18 protein-coding genes are annotated in these 18824 nt (G+C 72.1%); 8 read left to right on the forward strand and 10 right to left on the reverse strand.

Translation table 11 applies throughout. The features are described 5' to 3' along the window. Positions 1-235: 235 nt before the first annotated feature. Positions 236-1711, forward strand: a complete 1476-nt coding sequence (locus O1Q96_RS22445) for a condensation domain-containing protein (RefSeq protein ID WP_269249903.1) — start codon at positions 236-238, stop codon at positions 1709-1711. Between the two features lie 109 nt (positions 1712-1820). Here the strand turns inward: O1Q96_RS22445 and O1Q96_RS22450 are convergent, their stop codons facing one another. Continuing rightward, a complete protein-coding gene (locus tag O1Q96_RS22450) occupies positions 1821-2501 on the reverse strand; it encodes an O-methyltransferase (RefSeq protein WP_269249904.1) in 681 nt (226 codons plus the stop codon). Positions 2502-2551: 50 nt separating this feature from the next. Further along, a complete protein-coding gene (locus O1Q96_RS22455) occupies positions 2552-3484 on the reverse strand; it encodes an NADP-dependent oxidoreductase (RefSeq protein ID WP_269249905.1) in 933 nt (310 codons plus the stop codon). Positions 3485-3778: 294 nt separating this feature from the next. Here O1Q96_RS22455 and O1Q96_RS22460 point away from each other — a divergent pair, with 294 nt between their 5' ends. From O1Q96_RS22460 to O1Q96_RS22470, 3 genes are all read left to right on the forward strand, one after another. Then, the gene (locus O1Q96_RS22460; RefSeq protein ID WP_269249906.1) at positions 3779-5899 is read left to right on the forward strand and encodes an ATP-binding protein; all 2121 of its coding nucleotides are present in this window, start codon (positions 3779-3781) and stop codon (positions 5897-5899) included. Beyond that, the gene (locus O1Q96_RS22465; RefSeq protein ID WP_269249907.1) at positions 5896-6960 is read left to right on the forward strand and encodes a methyltransferase; all 1065 of its coding nucleotides are present in this window, start codon (positions 5896-5898) and stop codon (positions 6958-6960) included. Before O1Q96_RS22460 ends, O1Q96_RS22465 begins: the two co-directional genes overlap by 4 nt. A 201-nt stretch (positions 6961-7161) precedes the next feature. Continuing rightward, positions 7162-8289, forward strand: a complete 1128-nt coding sequence (locus O1Q96_RS22470; protein WP_269249908.1) for an FAD-dependent monooxygenase — start codon at positions 7162-7164, stop codon at positions 8287-8289. Positions 8290-8376: 87 nt separating this feature from the next. Here the strand turns inward: O1Q96_RS22470 and pheA are convergent, their stop codons facing one another. Genes pheA through O1Q96_RS22510 form a run of 8 tightly spaced genes read right to left on the reverse strand, consistent with a single transcriptional unit; the run spans position 8377 to position 15277 of the window. Further along, entirely contained in the window at positions 8377-9225 is an 849-nt protein-coding gene (gene pheA, locus O1Q96_RS22475) for a prephenate dehydratase (RefSeq protein WP_269249909.1), read from the reverse strand. 27 nt (positions 9226-9252) lie between these two features. Next, on the reverse strand, positions 9253-10473 hold the full coding sequence (locus tag O1Q96_RS22480) for a 3-deoxy-7-phosphoheptulonate synthase (protein WP_269249910.1): 1221 nt from the start codon (positions 10471-10473) through the stop codon (positions 9253-9255). Between the two features lie 2 nt (positions 10474-10475). Next, positions 10476-10916: a chorismate mutase gene (gene aroH / locus O1Q96_RS22485; RefSeq protein ID WP_269249911.1), complete on the reverse strand. Its 441-nt coding sequence runs from the start codon at positions 10914-10916 to the stop codon at positions 10476-10478. 45 nt (positions 10917-10961) lie between these two features. Continuing rightward, on the reverse strand, positions 10962-11207 hold the full coding sequence (locus O1Q96_RS22490) for an acyl carrier protein (RefSeq protein WP_269249912.1): 246 nt from the start codon (positions 11205-11207) through the stop codon (positions 10962-10964). Beyond that, positions 11204-11653, reverse strand: coding sequence for a 3-hydroxyacyl-ACP dehydratase FabZ family protein (locus O1Q96_RS22495; RefSeq protein WP_269249913.1), 450 nt, complete (start codon positions 11651-11653; stop codon positions 11204-11206). Before O1Q96_RS22495 ends, O1Q96_RS22490 begins: the two co-directional genes overlap by 4 nt. Before the next feature lie 40 nt (positions 11654-11693). Next, positions 11694-12101 carry a 3-hydroxyacyl-ACP dehydratase FabZ family protein gene (locus O1Q96_RS22500; RefSeq protein WP_269249914.1) on the reverse strand — a complete coding sequence of 136 codons (408 nt, stop codon included), beginning with the start codon at positions 12099-12101 and terminating at the stop codon, positions 11694-11696. Positions 12102-12109: 8 nt separating this feature from the next. Continuing rightward, the gene (locus O1Q96_RS22505) at positions 12110-13663 is read right to left on the reverse strand and encodes a phenylalanine aminomutase (D-beta-phenylalanine forming) (protein WP_269249915.1); all 1554 of its coding nucleotides are present in this window, start codon (positions 13661-13663) and stop codon (positions 12110-12112) included. Between the two features lie 9 nt (positions 13664-13672). Further along, entirely contained in the window at positions 13673-15277 is a 1605-nt protein-coding gene (locus tag O1Q96_RS22510; protein WP_269249916.1) for an AMP-binding protein, read from the reverse strand. Positions 15278-15584: 307 nt separating this feature from the next. Here O1Q96_RS22510 and O1Q96_RS22515 point away from each other — a divergent pair, with 307 nt between their 5' ends. From O1Q96_RS22515 to O1Q96_RS22530, 4 genes are all read left to right on the forward strand, one after another. Beyond that, on the forward strand, positions 15585-16055 hold the full coding sequence (locus tag O1Q96_RS22515) for a nuclear transport factor 2 family protein (RefSeq protein WP_269249917.1): 471 nt from the start codon (positions 15585-15587) through the stop codon (positions 16053-16055). Positions 16056-16136: 81 nt separating this feature from the next. Further along, entirely contained in the window at positions 16137-17081 is a 945-nt protein-coding gene (locus O1Q96_RS22520; RefSeq protein ID WP_269249918.1) for an alpha/beta hydrolase, read from the forward strand. A 139-nt stretch (positions 17082-17220) separates the two neighbouring features. Continuing rightward, a complete protein-coding gene (locus O1Q96_RS22525; RefSeq protein WP_269249919.1) occupies positions 17221-17481 on the forward strand; it encodes a hypothetical protein in 261 nt (86 codons plus the stop codon). Positions 17482-18067: 586 nt separating this feature from the next. Beyond that, positions 18068-18799, forward strand: coding sequence for a PIG-L deacetylase family protein (locus tag O1Q96_RS22530; RefSeq protein ID WP_269249920.1), 732 nt, complete (start codon positions 18068-18070; stop codon positions 18797-18799). Positions 18800-18824 lie beyond the last annotated feature (25 nt).

Genomic DNA, 18824 nt, shown 5'->3' on the forward strand with positions numbered 1-18824 from the left:
TCAGGCTGACTTGAGTCCGGCTCGAGAATGGCAGCACGATCCTCTTGAGAACGACTGAGAACTGACCACACAGCCCACTTGGGAACGACTGGGAACGGACCATAATGCGCAGGTCAATTACCTGCACGAGGTAGGGCACGGAAATACTCGACCGGCACTCGATCACGCATTGCTAGCCTCCCTCGACCATCCGGTACGGCACCGGACCCGCGAATGGCGATGGGGAGTGTCCGCTATGAACGCATCGAGCGCCCTGACGGAGAACGGCACCGGCGGGCGCGCCGCCACGTCGCGCGCCCTGAGCCCGGGGGAGCGCTGGTACTGGATCATCGACCAGCTCTCCACGCTCAACGTCTGCGCCCGCGTACGCATCGAGGGGGAGCTCTCGGCACCGGTGCTGCGCACCGCACTGGGCGCGCTGCAGGACCGCCATCCGCTCCTGCGCACGGCCATAGCGCAAAACCCGCCGCGCACACCCGGCGGCGGGCCCCGGTTCGTGCCGGTGGACCTGCCGATCCCGCTGCGCGAGGTACGCGTGGCCGGCGCCGGCGACGCGCACTGGACGCGCGAGGTGGACGGCCGGGAACTGACGGACCCCATCGACTGGCGGTCGGGACCGCTGGCCCGCGCCGTCCTCATCAGCGCACCGGACCAGACCCACGACCTCATCCTCACCGTCCCGCACTGCATCGCGGACGGGACGACCGCACTCTCCCTGCTGCGCCAGTGGGTGCGGCTCGCGGCCGCGCCGCCCCCGTCAGGCCGCAGAGCCGCGCCGCACGGCCCCCTGCCGCAGCCGTTCGAGGCCCTCTTCCCGGAGCGCTTCCGCCCGGGGGCGAATGCGCCGGCCGGCCCGCAGACGGCCGACGGGGCGAACCCCGGGGCGAACCCGGGGGCGGACTCCGGGGCGGGCTCCGGGGCGAACCCGGGGGCGGCCGGCGGGGTGGGCTCCGGGGCGGCCGGCGGGGCAGAGCCCCCGGCGGCCGCGGACGCGGACGCGGTGGGCCGGCTCGAGCCGGAGCGCTTCGTGCCCTTCGCCCAGCGCCGGACCCGGATGCTGCACCGGTCCCTCGGCAGCGACGTCCTGGAAGGTCTCGCGCTCGCCTGCAAACGGGAAGGAGCCACCCTGCACGGTGTGCTGGCCGCGGCGCTGGCCTGTGCCGTGGCCCGCGACGCCGAAGCCCGGCCCTTGGCGCGCTTCGCGGTCGGCTCCCCGGTCGCCCTGCGGGACGAGCTGCGGCGCCCGGTGTCCGAGGACGAAGCCGGCTGCTTCGTATCGGCGCTGCACTGCGAGGTGCGCTATCAGCCCGAGGACCTGTGGTCGATGGCCCGCTTCATCAACGACGACCTGGCCGCCCGCAAGGAACTCGGCGAGCAGTACGGGGTGTTCAGCCTGCTCGCCGCCCAGGGGCCGGCCGCTGTCGCCGACAGCGAGCCCTTCATCCGGTACATCGAGGAGCACGGGCCCTTCAACTTCTTCGTGTCCAACATCGGACGCTTCGAGTTCCCGGCCGGACTCGGCACCTGGCAGCTGTCCGGGGCGCAGTTCGTGGGAGGGATCTCCGTGGTCGGCTACTTCGGCTCCTCGGTGAGCACCAGCCACGGCCGGCTGTCGTGGAACTTCACCCATATCGACGGCGCGGTGTCCCGGGAGCGCGCCCAGCGCATCGTCGACGACAGCATCACGACGGTGCTCGCCGCGTCGCAGTAGCACGAGCACGGCACGGGAGTGAGCCGGCCGCGGCCACCCGGGGAAATCCGGTGGCCGCGGCCGGCTCGCTCTCCTCTCGTGCCTGCCCGCCGCGTCGGACCTGCGCGGATCAGCCGGTCTTGAGGGCGATCTGCACTCCCTGGTGGACGGGGACAGTGACGGAGAGATACCCGTTGGCCGGGTCGCCGATGTAGTCGCGGAACTCCTCGTAGACGCCGCGGCCGATGTCGAGGTCGACGTCGTCGATCACCACCAGCGCGCCCGGCCGCAGGCGGGGCTCCACGACCCGCAGGACCGGCAGCCGCAGGTCGAGCCACCCGTCGAGGAGCAGCAGGTCGACCTGCCCGGGCAGGTCCCGCAGCGTCTGGCGCGCGTCACCGACCCGCAGGTCGACGAGATCGCCGAGCCCGGCGGCGGCGAAGTTCTTCGTCGCCTCGCGTGCCTTGTCCTGCTGCAGCTCGGTCGTGATCACCTGACGGCCGCCGTTGTCGCGCACCGCGGCGGCCAGATACAGAGTCGAGATCCCGAAGGAGGTGCCGAACTCGACGACGGTCTGTGCCTTGATCGCCCGGGTGAGGAGGTAGAGCAGTTCCCCGCCCTTCCTGGACACGGACATGATGATGTCCTTGGTGCGTTCCGCCATGTCGGCGGCGCTCATCCGGGCAGGGAACTCACCGGTCAGATCTATGCCGGCCGCGGCCCATTCGGCCGCCAGGTCCTGCTTGTCCTCGGCTGCCAGCAGCCGGTTCAGGGTTGCTGCGACAGCGTCCGATTCCAACGTCGAAGACATGGGCACAATGCTCCTTGTTTGTGGCTGCGGCGCTTGGCCGAGCCGCCGGGTCAGGGGATCAGGACGGTCTTGCCGGTCAGCTTCCCGGCGAGGAACTCCTCCTGCACAGCGCGCAGTTCCGCCAGCGGCCGGCGCTGCGCCACATGGATCTTCAGCTCACCGGCGTCCACCCGGGCGACCAGCTCGGCGAGTTGGCCGGCGTCGCTGCGCCCGAAGACCTGCAGGTTCCGTACCCCGCGCCCGGTCTGCGTCAGGCCCGGGGGAATGGTGTTGGCGAAGGCGCCGCCGTCGACGACCAGGTCCACCAGCCGCGCGAGCTCCTGCGGGCCGAGGAACACCAGGTTGAGCACCAGGTCGAACTGCTCACCGGCCACCGCCTCCTGGAGCGGGGTGGCGGTGTAGTCGATGATCCGCTGGGCGCCGTAGGACCGGATGCGGTCAGCGCTGCCGGCGCCGGCGGTCGCGGTCACCGTCGCTCCGGCCTGAGCCGCGAGCTGCACGGCGTATCCGCCCACCGCGCCGCCCGCGCCGTTGACGAGAACGCTCTGGCCCGCCTGCAGGCCGGCGTGCTCGAACAGGGCCTGCCAGGCGGTCAGTGCGACGGACGGCAGCGCCGCGGCGTCGGCCAGTTCCACCGTGCGCGGAGCGGCCGTCAGCGTCTCGGCGGGTGCCACCGCGTACTCGGCGGCAGCGCCGGGCCCGGCGATCGGCAGCCAGGCCACCACCGCGTCGCCCACGCTCCAGTCGCTCACCCCCTCGCCGGCCTCGGTGATGACCCCGGCGACGTCGTAGCACGGCACGTGCGGCAGAGCCAGCGCGAACACCTCCCGGACATAGCCCGCACGGATCGAGGAGTCGACCGGGTTCGACGCCGCGCCGGCGACCTGCAGCACGACCTGGCCCGCACCGGCCCGGGGGCGGTCCGCGTCTTCGTGGACCAGGACGTCGGGGTCGCCGTAGGAGTGGAAACGTACTGCCTTCATGATCAGCCTCTCTTCGTCATCACTTCGGACGCGAGCAACTCGCCGGCAGGGCAAAGGGCGCCGGCCGGCCGGAAGATGCGGCGGCGCAATCCGTGCGCCCGCTGCGGCGCTGAGCACTCCTCCGTCAGTAGAGCATTTGAATCACGGCGCGGACCAGATCCGTTAGCGGAATTCGAGCCCAATTCCACGGCCGCTCAAGGGAGTTTTGAACCGGCATCCCTAACGTCGGTATTCGGCTATCCGGAAGGGCTCGTCATGGCGGACACAATGGTGGTCGAAACCGATCGCCGCACCATGACGGAATTCCATGCCCTCGGCCCGGTGGAAGCCATCGTCTGCGGGCGGCCGGTGGATGTGGGGGCGCCCAAACAGCGCACCCTCCTGGCCCTGCTGGTGAGCCAGGCCGGCCGGCCGGTGACGACCGACGTCATCGTGGAGGCACTGTGGCAGGGGAGCCCGCCCCCCTCGGCGATGACCTCGCTGCAGGCGTACGTGGCCAAACTGCGCAAGGTCCTGGAGCCGGGCCGGGCGCCGAGAACACCGGCGAGAATCCTGCGGACCTGCGCCCAGGGCTACCTGCTGGACGCCGGCACCGCCGAGGTCGATGCGCACACCTTCGTCGCCCACGCCGAGGCGGGACGGCAGGCGCGGGACCGTGACGACCCGCACCGGGCGCTGCACGCGTTCGACGCGGGGCTGACGCTGTGGCGAGGACAGGCCTACACGGAGGCGGGCCACGTCCCGTGCGTCGTGCCGGAGGTGGCGCGGCTCGAGGAACTGCGGCTGTCCGTCGTCGAGATGCGGTGCGCGGCGCTGCTGGCCCTGGGCGCCCACGAAGTGGCCGGCGCCGAACTGAGCGCCTTCCTCACGGCCCACCCCTTGCGCGAGTACGGCTGCGAACTGCTGAGCCTGTCCTTGTACCGGGCAGGCCGGCAGGCCGACGCCCTGGAAGTGCTGCGGAGCATCCAGCGGCGTCTGTCCGAGGAACTGGGGGTCGACCCCTCACCGCGGTTGCGGCACATGAGGCAGCAGATCCTGCACCAGGACCCGGCTCTGGGCTGGCAGCCGGCACCCGCCCCCGCGGCGCAGCCGGCACCGGCCCCTGCGGCGCGGCCCGAGCCGGTTCCTGCGGCGCGGCCGGCAGCGGCCTGCCGGACACAGCCCGCAGCCGCCGCGGCCGCGCCTTTGCTCCCGCTCCGGTCGGCCGCCACGACAGCGCCGGCGGCCGGAGGCGCCGGGGAGGTCTTCGTCGGCCGTGAAGCCGCGATCCGGCAGCTGACCGAGGCCCTGGCCGCCGCGGAGGCCGGCCGGGGACAGGTGGTGACGGTGTCCGGGGAGCCGGGGGCCGGAAAGACCAGCCTGCTGCGGCGGTTCGCCGAGCGCTCCGGTGTGCCGGTCCTTCGGGGCACCTGCCCCGAGGACCTCGCCGTACTGCCGCTCTCGCTGTGGGAGCCGGTACTGCGGGCGGCCGATGCCGCCTTCCCCCACCGCCCCCCGCCGCGCCCGGTGACCGAACTGCTGAACGCAGCCGCCCGGCGGCCGGCGAACGGCCCGCAGCCGCCGGCCGGCCCCCGGCTCATCGACGCGATCGCCCGCCACCTGACCGGCCTGTCCAGGAGCGGAGCGCTGGTGGTGATGCTCGACCACCTGCACCGCGCCGACCCGGCCTCCCTGCGGATGCTGGCCCGCCTGACCCGGTCCATGGCCTCCAGCCGGCTCCTTGTGATCGCCTCCCACCGCCCGGACGGGGCACCGGCCCTGGCACCGGCCCTGACGGCGCCGGGCGTGCACCCGACGCGGATGGAGCTGGCGGGGCTCACCCCCCGGGACACCCGGGCCCTGGCCGGCGCCCTCACCGGACGCGACGTCAGCAGCCGGGCAGCCGAAGAACTGTGCGCCCGCTCCCAGGGCAACCCGCTCCTCCTGCGCGAGATGATCAGAGTGCTGGCGTGCGGGCAGCGCCCGGACACTTCCCCCACGGTGCCGGCCCCGGTCCGCGAGGTGGTCCTGCGCCGCGTCGAACGGCTGCGCCGGCCCGCCGCCGAGCTGCTGGCCGTGGCCGCCGCCGCCGGCCGGCACTTCGATGCCGAGGTCGTCGCCGATGCGGCGTCGATCGGGCTCGACACGGCGCTCGCGGCCCTCGACCACGCCATCGCGGCAGGCCTGATCACCGAGGACGAGCAACGACTGGGCTGGTTCTGCTTCACCGACGCCCTCGTGGCGGACGCACTGTACGCGGCCACGGGACGCATGCGCCGGGACCGTCTGCGTCTGCAGATCGCAGCGGCGGCCGGCCGTGCCTGGGTACCGGGCCGGCCCGCCGGCCAGCCCCCACCACGTCCCCTGGCCGGCGCTGCCGGACCGCAGCCGCGACAGGGCGCCGACACTGCACGACTCGAAGGGATTGCTCCATGACCGCACAAGCCACGCTCGCCCGATTCCGCGAGTACATGGTGGGACCCGCACGGTTCATGAACCTGCTGTCCTGCTTCGAACTCGGCATCATCGACGCGCTCCGCGAGAAACCCGGCCTGACCGCGGCCGAGCTCGGCGACGTGGTCGGTGCCAGGCCGGACGCCGTGCAACAGCTCCTGTATCTGCCGCTCAAGGAGGGCTTCGTCGCCCACGAGGAGACCTCCGGCGGGTACCGCCTCGACGCACTGGCCGACGTGGCCGACACCGACCTCGACCGGGTCCTGGCCTTCATGGGCAAGATCAAGGCCACCACCCTGCGGCAGCTCTACTACCTCACCGACAGCGTGCGCACCGGCACCCCCGTGGGACTGAAGGAACTCTACGGATTCGACGGCGACCTGTACGGCGCGATGGCCCTGCACGCGGACCTGCGCGAACCCTGGTCGAAGCTGATGGACTCGGTCACCGACCGGATCGACCCCTGGTTCTTCGACCACATCGACATCCCGGCCGGCTCGCAGGTGCTCGACCTGGCGGGCCACACCGGCCTCGGCGCGATCCACACCCACAAGTTCAAGGACTCGCCCGGACTGCGGGTGACCACCTTCGATCTGCCGGACAAGCGGGAGGAATGCCTGCGCAACTTCCGGGAGAACGGCGTGGACGACAAGTCCGCGTTCATCGGCGGAGACGTGTTCCAGGGCGTCCCCGAGGGGTTCGACGTCGTACTGATCAAACATTTCCTGAACATGTTCGACAAGGAGGATGTGCTCAGGATCCTGGGCCGCGTCCACACGTCGCTGAAGGCGGGCGGGCAGGTGCATCTCCTGGTGCCGATCTACGCCGAGAACATCAAGGACTCCTGGAGCGTCGACTACTACCCGTCCTTCTTCCTCGGCTGCGCCACCGGCCAGGGCGGACCCCAGAAGATGTCGACGTTCCGGAGCTGGCTGGAAGAGGCGGGGTTCACCGTCACCAGGCAGACAGCCCAGGACCCGGCCCAGCTGCCGCCGGACGCACTCCCGCTGCAGGGCATCCTGAGCGCCACGAAGCACGGCTGAGGGACATGTCCCGCCGCCCGTTCACCCCGCAATCCGTGACCGGGGCGCACCCCGGCAAGATCGCCGGCCAGATCAGTGACACCCTCCCCGACGCGCTGCTGCGCCAGGATCCCGCCTCCCGCGTCTGCCCACGCGGACCCGCGGTCCACCGGCCCCGGTCCGCACCCGAGCCGTCCCACGTGAACGATCCGGAGGATCACGATGACGTCGCAGCAGGCGGAACGAGTGCTGATCATCGGTGCCGGGATCGCCGGCATGGCGGCCGCCATCACCCTGCGGCGCACCGGGGCCGCGGTCGACCTGATCGACATCGAACCCCGCTGGACGGTGACCGGCGCGGGTCTGACGATCACCGGCCCGACGCTGCGGGCGCTGCGGCAGCTCGGGGTGTACGACGAGGTCGCCGCGCGCGGCTACGTCGGCGAGGGCATCCGGGTGTGCGCGGTCGACGGCACCCACCTGCGGGACATCCCCACACCGATGCCGGCCCAGGCCCAGGTGGGCGGCTCCGGCGGGATAGGCCGGCCGGAGCTCTACACGATCCTCTCCGCGCAGGTCCTCGCCGGCGGTGTCCGCCCGCGCTTCGGCCTGTCCGTCGCACAGTTCACCCAGGACGCCACCGGCGTCGACGTCACCTTCAGCGACACCACCACGGGCCGCTACACCCTGGTGGTCGGAGCGGACGGAATCTACTCGCGCACCCGCCGTCAGCTCCTGCCCGACGCACCGCAACCGCAGTACACGGGCCAGAGCGTGTGGCGCATGTTCGTACCGCGGCCGCCGGACGTCGAGCGCCGGCACTACTTCCTGGGCGGGCCGGTCAAGGTCGGCTGGACACCGGTCTCGGCGACGACGATGTACCTGTTCGCGGTGGAGCGCACGCCGCGCAGGCTCCGTACGCCGCACGAGCTGCCGGGCGCCCTGGCCGCCCTGCTGAAGCCCTACGGCGGACACCTGCGCACCTTCCGGGAGTCGATACGCGCGGACACCGAGATCGCGTTCCGCCCGCTGGAGTCGTTCAGGCTGCCCGGACCGTGGCACCGCGGGCGCGTCATCCTGATCGGTGACGCCGCCCACCCCACGACGCCCCAGCTGGCCTCCGGCGCCGGGATCGCGGTCGAGGACGCCCTGGTGCTGGCCGAGGAACTCACCCGGCACGGCACGGTGCCCGCGGCGTTCGGGGCCTTCAGCGCACGGCATGAGCAGCGGTGCCGGTTCGTGGTCGACAGCTCCATCGAGATCGGCAGGCTCGAACAGGAGCAGGCGCCGCCGCAGATGCAGACAGCCGTCGTGGAGCGCGCACTGGCCCGGCTCATGGAGCCGGTCTGACCGGGGGCTCCGGGCCGGCCGGCCCGGAGCCCCCGGTCAGACCGGCTGAGGAACACCGCCGAACCGGCCTGCGCACACACCGCGGATCTACGTCGACAGTGCCAGCCGGCTGAGATCGGCACGGGGGTAGCTGCCCAGGACGTGGACGGCGTGGCGCCGGGCGAGGGTGGCGACGACGAGGCCGACCTCGGGGTCGTCCACGTGCCCCTCGCATTCGAGGAGGAAGAAGTAGGTGCCCAGGCGGGAGCCGCCGGGCCGGGACAGCACCGCTGTCAGCGGCACGCAGGCGCGGGTGAACTCCTCCAGTACGGCGTGCAGCTGCTGCATCTTGTCGGCCAGCGGCACGACCATGCTGGTGCGGTCGGCGCCGGTGGGCAGGGAACCGACGGTGGGCGGGGCGACCTTGACGAAGCGGGTCACCGCGTCCTGCCGGTCGCCGATGTCGCAGGCGACGATCTTGAGGCCGTAGCGCTCGAGGGTGTTGGGGGCGGCGATGGCGGCGAGACCGGGTGCGCCGGTGGTGCCGACCTCCCGGGCGGCGTGTGCGGTGGAGGACGTGGTGACCACATCGGCCCGCGGCAGGTGGTCGTCGAGCCAGGTGCGGCACTGGGCGTGCGCGATGGGATGCGTCAGGACCTGCCGGATGGAGCCGAGGGTGCCGGCCGGGGGAACGGCGAGCGCGAACTCCACACGCAGCAGCGTCTCGCCGACGATGGACAGGTTGCGTCCGGCGACGAGCGCGTCGACGGACTCCGTGACGGCACCCTCGACCGAGTTCTCCCAGGGGATGACAGCGGCGGTGGTCTCCGCGCGGCGCACCGCGTCGAGGGCCTGGCGGACCGTGGGATAGGGCACCGCGTTGTGGTGCGGGATGTAGAGCCCGTGCAGAGCTGCTTCGGTGAACGAGCCGGGCGGGCCCAAATAGGCGATGGACATCACAAGTTACCTTCCGGGCTCGACCGGTCAGACGGCGCTCCAGGCGCCGGCCACGGCGATGGCCTGTCGGGGGTTGAGCCGCGGGTCGCACAGCGTGGTGTAGTGCCGGCCGACGTCGGCGGACTGGGACGTGCTCCAGACGCATTCCGTGACGTCGTCCGGCGTGGTCTCGAGGTGGAGGCCGGACGCGACGCCGCCGGCTTTGGCGACGGCCTGCTGGAAGGCCACGATCTCTTCGATGACGGTGTGCACCGACCGGGTCTTGAGGCCGGTGGCGGTCTTGGTCGTGTTGCCGTGCATCGGGTCGCACAGCCAGGACACCGGATGCCCGGCCTCGCGGACGGCCGTGACCAGCGCCGGCAGGCGCGCGGCGACCTGGGCGACGCCCATCCGGGCGATCAGTGTGAGACGGCCGGGCTCCCTGTTCGGATCGAGCCGGGCGCACAGCACGGTCAGCTCCGCGGGTGTCATGGTGGGGCCGACCTTGCAGGCCACGGGGTTGGCGACCGTGGCGAGCAGCCCGACGTGGGAGCCCTGCGGATGGCGGGTCCGTTCCCCGATCCAGGGCAGGTGGGTGGAGGACAGGTAGCTCTGGCCGCCCATCGCGCGGCGCAGCAGCGGCCGTTCGTAGTCCAGGACCAGCGCCTCATGGCTGGTCCACACGGGCGCTCCGGTCGGCGGCATCCAGGCACCGGTGCGCTGACGCAGCAAGGTGGTGGCCCGGTCCGCGGCCGCGTAGCAGGCGAGCATGCGGTCGGGGTCGGCGCGGCGCTCCTCCAGGGTGGCGGCGGGGCCGTTGACCAGATGGCCGCGGTAGACGGGCAGTTCGCGCCCGTCGACGACCTCGGTGGGGGAGCTGCGGGGCTTGGCGAACTGGCCGGCGATGCGGCCGATCCGGATGACCGGCCGGCCGGTGTTGATCTTCATGACGCCCGCCAGCGCGTCGATCAGGCCGATCTTGCGGTTCACCGCCTGCCCTCCGCACTCGGCGGGGTCCTCCGCGCAGTCCCCGGCCTGGATGATCTGGTAGGTGCCGCCGGCCGCCTCGGCCATCAGCATGCGCAGCATCTGCACCTCCTCCCAGCCCACCAGGCCCGGCCGGGCCGCGAGTTCGGCCCGCACGGCGGACGCGCGCTGCGGGTCGGCCCACACGGGTTGCTGTTCCTCAGCGACGAGCCGGCCCGGGCCGACGCCGAGGGCTGCCGGCGGCCGCAGATCGCGGTCACGAACGGATGATGCCGCGGACATGATCAGGCTCCTTGGGGCAGAGGGAAGTCGGTTCCCGGGGTCGGGGCACTCAGGTCGGGGCGCAGCGCCGCCGCCCCGCCGAGATAGACGTGGTGCATGGCGTCGCGGGGCCGCCTGCTGTGCACATGCGCCAGAATCCGGATGACGCGGTGCAGGGAGCCCGGGACCGCGATCTCGGCGGTGCACAACAGCGGTACATCGGTCAGGCCCAGCTTCCTGGCCGCGGCCGCCGGGAAGGCGGAGCGCAGGTCGTGGGTGGTGGTGAAGACGATGCTGATCAGGTCCGCATCGCCCAGGCCGTTGCGCCGCAGGATCTCGCCGAGGAGTTCACTGGTGGCCTGTTCGATGAGGGCGGGGTCGTCGGAGGCGACCTGGGCGGCACCGCGCACGGCACGCACGGTGAGCGCGCCGGGTCCGCTCGCCTGGCTGGTCGGGGTCGTCACTGGCTGGCTCCTGGGTCTGCGAAAGGGCCGGGTGCGGCCAGGTGATCAGGCCCTCTGCCCGGTCAGCAGGCCGCACAGGGCGGAGATGGAGCGCGCCTGCGGCAGCCCGTCCAGGGGCAGTACCACCTGGAACTGCTTCTCCACCCGCGCGACGATCTCGATGAGGTTGAGCGAGTCGGCCAGGTAGTGGTCGAAGAGGTCCGCGCTGTCGTCGATCTCGTGCGGACCCAGTGCCAGGATCTCCGCGACGATCGCGCGGACCGTTGAGATCGGGTGGTCGGTGTCGTTCATCTGCCGTCCTTCACTGGATGCGGTGCCGGTGGGGTGGGGAGCAGGCTTGCGGAAGGGCGCGAGACGACGAGGATCGAGCCCACGGTGAGGACCGTCCGGCCGGCTGCCTGCGTCTGTCCGGTGAACTCACCGACCGCGCCGGAATGGTGGCTGAGCTGTACATGGTGTTCCAGGACATCGCCGGGCACGGCCGGCGCGGCGTAGTGCAGGTCGCGGATGCCGACCATCAGCGGGACCTCGTCCGGCGGGCCGAGCCCGGCGAGCGACCACAGCAGGGAGACGGCCTGGCCGAACGATTCGAGCAGGAGCACCGACGGATAGGCGAAACCGCCGATGCCGGTTCCGTCCGCCAGGTGCCGGTAGCAGTCCTCCCCACCGGTGATCGCCTTGGTGGCGACGAGCGAGTGGGGCGGTGAGAACGTGCGCACCGTGTCGAGCAGGAGCATGGGAGGGCGCTGGCGGAGCCGATCGCGCACCTGGCTGTGGTCAAGCACCGGCCACCACCGCTTCGAGCGTGAGGGACAGCTCCGCCGCCATCAGGCCATCGGCACGTGTCCCCCGGGCGCGGACCGTGACCCGGCTGTCCGGTTCGGACGTCACCAGCAGGGACAGCTCCAGTTCGTCGCCCGCAAACAACGGGCGGGCGAAACGCGCACGGTCGATACGGCACAGCCGAAGCTCGCCGCCGAGGGCACAACCGGCTGCCTGGCGCACCCCCTCGATCAAAAGGACCCCCGGCAGGATCGGGAAGCCCGGATAGTGGCCGGCCATCTGCGCGGCGGCCCGCTCCACGGGCAGCCGCACCGTGACGCGAAGGCCCTCGGGGGTCCGCACGCTCTGCGGCGGTCGGTGCAGCGCGTCGAACACCGTCGCGGTCCGGGACGAGGCAGGCACGGCGCTCCTCAGCCCAGGCCCGGCTCGGCGAGCAGGCGCTGCGCGAGCGTTTCCACGTAATCGGTGATCGTCACGTCGTGGTCGAGGTAGGGGACCAGCTCACGCGTCTGCTCGTAGAGCCGCCGGGTCGCCGGCGACAGACCGTCCGTGCCCCGGATGTCGACGGCCTGGCAGGCACACAGCAGCTCGAAGGCGACCACGTACGCGACGTTGTCCAGCACCTCCCTGGCGCGCCGGGCCGCGACGAAACCGAAGGAGACGATGTCCTGGAAGTCGCCGGTCGAACTCAGCGACTGGATGGAGATGGGCATGGACTTCGCCCTGGTCTCCGCGGTCAGTGAGGCGGTCATGAACTGGCCGCCCATCAGACCCAGCCGCAGGCCCGGGTTCTCCTGGCACAAAAACGCCGGAAGCCCCTCGCTGTTGCTCTTGTCGAGATACCGGTCGATGCGGCGGTTGGACAGGTTCATCAGCGTCGTCAGCGCGATCGCCAGATGGTCCATCGCCATGGCCACGTACTGCCCGTGGAAATGCCCGTTGTGGAACACCTCGGCCTCGTCGGGGTCGATCAGCGGGTTGTCGTTGGACGAGTTGAGCTCGTCCTCGACGACCTGCTCGATCGAGGCGAGACTGTCCACGACCGGCCCCAGGATCTGCGGGGTGCACCGGATCGAGTAGGCGTCCTCGATGGACTGCGATCCCGCCTTCGCGGTGTCCCCCATCTCACCCGACAGAAGGTGCTCGGTGTCGAGCTCGTCGACCGCCAGAGTGGAGTCGGCCAGCGTCTCCCACAAGAACTCGGCGACCGCCTGCTGGCCCTTGTGCGGCTTGAGCGCGTGGACCCGCGGGTCGAACGGCTTGGTCTTGCCGGCCAGGCCTTCCACCGACAGCGCCGAGACCAGCAGGTACGACTGCAGCAGCCGTCGGGCCCGCGTGATGGTGAGACTGCCCAGACCCACCATGCCGGAGGTGCCGTTGATCAGCGCCAGGCCCTCCTTGAAACTGAGCTCCATCGGCTCGATGCCGGCCCGGCGCAGCGCCTCGGCACCCGCAAGGACCTCACCGTCCAGCCGCGCCTTCCCCTGGCCTATGCACACCAGGGCGATCGCGGCCAGCGGCCCGAGGTCGCCGCTGGTGCCCAGCGACCCCTTCTCCGGCACGCACGGCACGACACCCGAGTTGCGTACCGCGATCAGCTTGTCCAGGTTGGTCAGGGAGATCGCCGAGTTGCCGCGGGACAGGGACACGATGCGGGACGTCATGATCGCGCGGACCGTGGTGTCGTCGAGATGCTCACCCACGTTGGTCGCCACGGCGTTGAGCAGGTTCTCCTGGAGCTGGCGGGCCATGGTCACCGGCACCAGATAGTTGACGAAGCCGCCCATGCTGGTGTTGACGCCGTAGATGACCCGTTCCTCCGCGACGAATTTCTCCAGTGTCTGCCGGGAGGCCTGTACGCGGGCGCGGACGGTGTCGTCGATGGCCACGGAGTCGGCACAGACCGCGGTCGACGCGACGTCGGCCAGCCGCACCCGCCGGCCGATGGACAAGGTGTAAGTCACGTGTGGCTCCTAAGCGTTCGTAGCGTGTCGTACATCCGATGTCCCCCGGGGGGAGGCCAGCTTCTGCGTGAGCAAGGCGCGGTCGACCTTGCCGTTCTCGGTCAGGTCAAGCTCCGGCACGGCGCGGATCGACCGGGGCACCATGTAGGCGGGCAGCTCCCGCGCGCAGAACGCGAGGGCCGCACCGACGTCGAGATCCGCTCCGGCGCCGTCCAGGACGACGGCCGCCATCAGCACGTGGTCCCCCGCACGCGGCACCAGGGCGGCCGCGGCCGCCGTCACGCCGGGCAGCCGGGTCAAGGTGCCCTCGATCTCGCCCAGCTCCACCCGGTTCCCGTGGATCTGCACCTGGTAGTCGGAGCGGCCCACGAAGCACAGATCACCCTCCGGGCCCAGACGGGCCAGGTCGCCGGTGCGCAGCACCTTGTGCCCGTGCCGCGGCTCGACCGGGTCGGGCACCAGCACCGCGGCCGTGGCCTCGGGGTCGTTCCAGTAGCCGGTGAACAGCGCCGGGCTGCGCAGGTAGATCTCCCCGACCAGGCCCGGCCGGGTGACCACGTCGCCCCGCTCGTCCACGAGGGTCATCTCCGCGCCGGCGTGGGCGTGACCGATCGACAGCCGCTCCTGCCCGGCCGGCAGCGGACGGGGCACGTCGGTGAACGAGGCGGCCATCGACTCCGTCGCCCCGTAGCCGTTGACGACACGGGCGCCGGGAAGCATCTCCTGCAGCCGGCGAAGCTCGGGGAGGGGGAACTCCTCTCCCGCGAAGACGACCGAGCGCAGCCGCTCCAACTCCTTGAGCAGGTCCGCGTCGTGACGCAGGACCGGACGCCACAGCGACGGAACGCCGTGCACCTGGGTGACCCCGGCATCGCGCAGGAAACCGATCATGCGCCGCGGCGAGGAGAGATCCTCCCGCCGGACCGGGACGAGGGTGGCGCCGCTGCTGAGGGCCACACCGATCCCGAACAGCGCGAAGTCGAACTGCAGCGGTGAGGTGCTGGCCACCCGGTCGTCGGGTCCGGCCAGAGCGTCCTGCAGCATCGCGCGCAGGAACGTCACGATCGCCCGGTGGCTCATCACCACACCCTTGGGACGGCCCGTCGACCCGGAGGTGAACACGATGTACGCGGTGTCGGTGGCGAGCACGCTCCGCCGCCGCCGCACCCGGCGCGCCGGCGGGCGCTCCACCACCAGGCCGCCCGGCCCGAAGCGCGCGCTGCCCTGCGCCTCCACCAGCTCCCTGCGCGCCAGGCCCTCGGCCCGCGCATGGAGCGCGGGTTCGACCGAACGCACGATCGACAGCAGGCGGGTGTCCGGAGTCTGCGGGCTCACCGTCACGAACGGCAGGCCCAGCAGGGAGCAGGCGAGCAGCATGGCCACCGACGCCGCCGAGGTGTCCGCCTCGATCACCACGCGGTCACCCACATCGAGACCGAGGCCGTCCAGGACGGCCGCGTACTCCTGGGCCAGTTGGTCCAGGCGGCGGTAGGAGATCTCCTGGAGAACCCCCTCCGCGTCCGCCTCCACCACCGCGGGCTTGTCCGGCGAGACGGCCGCGGGCCCCATGAGCAGCCGATAGAGGTTGTCCCCCGAAGGATGCGGGCGTTCCATAGCGTCTCCCTTGTCCGTTGAGTGCGGCGGCGAGCGGATCCGCCGGCAGTGCCGTGTCGCCTTGGGGGCCTTGGCACCCACCGTGGGACACCGGGATGGGCGTGAGACTGGAGCGGGTCTTGACCGGCGGTGTACCGGCAGGTCGGCGCCCTTGAACGGACCGCTGCACGAGGGGAACGGAGCCTTGGTGCCCCCGGGCCGGCCGGCCGCCCGGCGGTGCGCGCTCCAGCGGGCTGCGAGGGACAGGCGAGGAAAGCGGCCTAGCGTCACCTTGCGAACCGACCAGCCGATGTCTCAAGGAGCCTGCATGTCCACCGATGAGCACGAGTTCAAGCTGCCTGGCGCGGATCTTCCCCAGCCCGACGCCGAACTGCGCAAGAAGCGCGAGGCGGTCGTCGCGGAACACACCATCGCCGAGTCCGCCTGGGACATCGACGGGGTCCTCGCCACGTTCCCGCGCGGCGGCGTCTACCGCGTCATGGCCTACGAGGAGAGCCCCTTCATCGGTGAACAGGCCATCAAGCAGGGCTACTTCGCCGAACTGCAGAAGGCCTTCCCCCACCCCGAGCACGACCTGTTCCACGTCCACCACACGCCGACAGCGGTCATCCTGGAGGCGCAGATGCGCGCCAAGCAGGAGGCGGACTGGCGCGGCATACCCAACCGCGGCAAGACCGTCGAGGCCCCCGTGGCCGTCTTCTTCCACTTCGACGGCGATGTCCTGATCGACGAGACCCTCTACTTCGACATGGCCACCTTCGCCCGTCAGCTCGCCTGAGCCCGCAGTGCCGGGGCGCACGGATCCCGGGCACCCCGGCAGCCGGCTCAGCCCACCGCCGACCGACAAGGACCACCACCCATGAGCGTGCCCAGGCCGGAGCGCACAGCACCGCCGTCCACCCACTCGGCCGGGGTGCGCCCGCTCCTCCTCGACGTCGCGGGCCTGACCCTGTCCGGCCTGCTGGCCGAGCCGCCCGACCGGCCGCCCCGGGCGACCGTCGTCGCCGTGCACGGCGGCGGCATGCGGGCCGGCTACTTCGACGGCCAGGCCCACGCCGACCTGTCCCTGCTCACGCTGGGCGCCCAACTCGGTTTCACGGTGCTGGCCCTGGACCGGCCCGGCTACGGCCACTCCGCCGCACAGGCGCCCGCCGGCCTGACCCTCGACGAGCAGTCCGCCGTCCTGGCCGGGGCGCTCGACGCCTTCGCCGAACGGCACACCGTCGGGCAGGGGTTCCTGCTGCTGGCACACTCCTACGGCGGCAAACTCGCCCTGACCACCGCCGCGCACACCCCCGGCCTGCTCGCCCTGGACGCCTCCGGCGTCGGCCACCGCTACGGCCTCGAACCCGCCGAGCACCGGCGCCTGCGCCGCCACCTGGAGTGGGAGCGCAACTGGGGCCCGCTGGGGCTCTACCCGTCAGGCACCTTCCGCGCGGCCGAGGCCCTGGTCGCCCCCATCCCCGCCCGCGAGGCCGCCGAGGTGGCCCTGTGGCCGCAGATGTTCGACGCCCTGGCACCACGGATCAGCATCCCGCTGCGCCTGACGTTCGCCGAGCACGAGGCCTGGTGGCTGCACCAGGAGCCGGACATCGCCGACCTGACCTCCCGGCTGAGTACAGCACCCCTCGTCCGGGTCGAGCGCCAGCCCGGCTCGGGCCACAACATCAGCCTCGGCCGGGCCGCCCGCTCCTACCACCTGCGCGCACTCGCCTTCTTCGAGGAGTGCCTGCAATCCGCCGAGGACGACCCGGCCGGCGTGCCTGCCCGCAGCCGGAACACGACCAGCACAGCGGCACGCTGACCCAGCCCGCCCACCGATGCCGGACCACCGGCAGCGCGCTGTGCGTCGTCGTGCATCCCGGCGACCTGGAGTACGGGCCCGCCTGCGCGGCCGCCGAACACACCGCACAGGACAAGGCCGGCCGGCCAGCGGTGGCCCCATGCCCCGCAGGACAGCCGTCCGGCCGGACCCGGGCAGGCGGTGCAGGGCCGCGCTGCTGGCGTTGGCCCGGTGCCGGGGCGCTGACGTGCGGCGCGGCCTGCCGGCGTACACACCTGACGTCGCGGCAGAGGGCGCCGCCGCCCTGAACCCCGGAGCCCGCAGCCGACCGCATCCCCGATATCTGACGCCCGTGCCGGCGATCCCGCCGGCACGGGCGGCCGCGCAGGGAAACACCGACGGCATCATCGGCGCCCCCTGAGGCCCGCCCGCGATTCACCCCGTGGCCGCCTCCGGCGCGCCCGATCCCGGCTCTCGGCCCGCCCGCAGATCGTGACCGATGCCGGCACGCGCCCGGTGGCGGCGACCGGCCTGCCGCCGCCCGGCAGCCGCAACCACAGCCGGGCGCGCACGGAGCCCGGCGCCCACCGGGCCTGCCGCGGCGCACCGGCCCTCACGGCGGCTCCAGAGCACCGGCGGTGTGCACCCCGCACCCGCACACGACGAGCCCTCGATGCACTTCAGCCGGCGCCAGGAGCGGACAACGCCCTCCACCGCCGGACGCGAACACATGGCACCCGCCCGGCGGCGGACGCAAAGGCTTAGCCCCCTTCGTGCAGCCCTCCGTGCAAGGGCGCCGACCTGCCGGTACACCGCCGCTCAAGACATGCTCCAGTCCCACGCCCATCCCGGTGCTTCACGGTGGGTCCCAAGGACCCGAAGCGGCGCGGCGGCCGGTGTGCCCGGCGGCAGCGGAGCAGGACAGCCGGGCCAGGGCGAGGTGCAAAGTGCCCGCAATTCGCCGCGCAGACCACGACTCGGCCGACGTGCACCCCGGGAGAGGCAACATGACCAAGCCGTACGAACCGATGCCGGACGACTGGCAGCGAGCGCTGTGCGTCGTCGCGCACCCCGACGACCTGGAGTACGGGCCCGCCTGCGCGGTCGCCGAATGGACCGCGCAGGGCAAGTTCGTCGCCTACGCCATCGCCAGCCGCGGCGAAGCCGGGATCGCCACCATGGACCCGGACACCACCGGTGAGCTGCGCGCCGAGGAGCAGGTGCGGGCCGCGGCCGCGGTCGGGGTGCGGGACGTGGACTTCCTCGGCCACCCCGACGGCATCATCGAGTACGGCTTGCCGCTGCGCCGTGACATCGCGCGGTCGATCCGCAAGCACCGCCCGGACATCCTGGTCACCATCAACTTCTACGACCGGTGGCGCAGCGGAGACTGGAACACCCCCGACCACCGCAACGTCGGCGTCGCCCTGCTCGACGCGGCAAGCGACGCCGGCAACCCCTGGATCTTCCCCGAACTCCTCGACGAGGGCTTCCCGCCGTGGTCCGGCGTGCGCTGTCTTGCGGTCGGCGGTTCCCCGGACTCCGGGCACGCCGTCGACTGCACCGACGGCATCGCCGCCGGCATCGAGGCGCTCGCCGCGCACGCCGGCTATCTGGAGTCGCTGCCGCCGGACAACCCGATGTCCGACTCGGCCGGCTACCTCACCACCAAGCTCACGCGCTTCGGGGAGCGCTTCCACAACGTGCCGACCATGCCGTTCGAGATCATCGGCGTCTGACCCGGCCCCGCCGGCGACCCGGCCG

The organism is Streptomyces aurantiacus (assembly GCF_027107535.1).
Classification (GTDB): domain Bacteria; phylum Actinomycetota; class Actinomycetes; order Streptomycetales; family Streptomycetaceae; genus Streptomyces.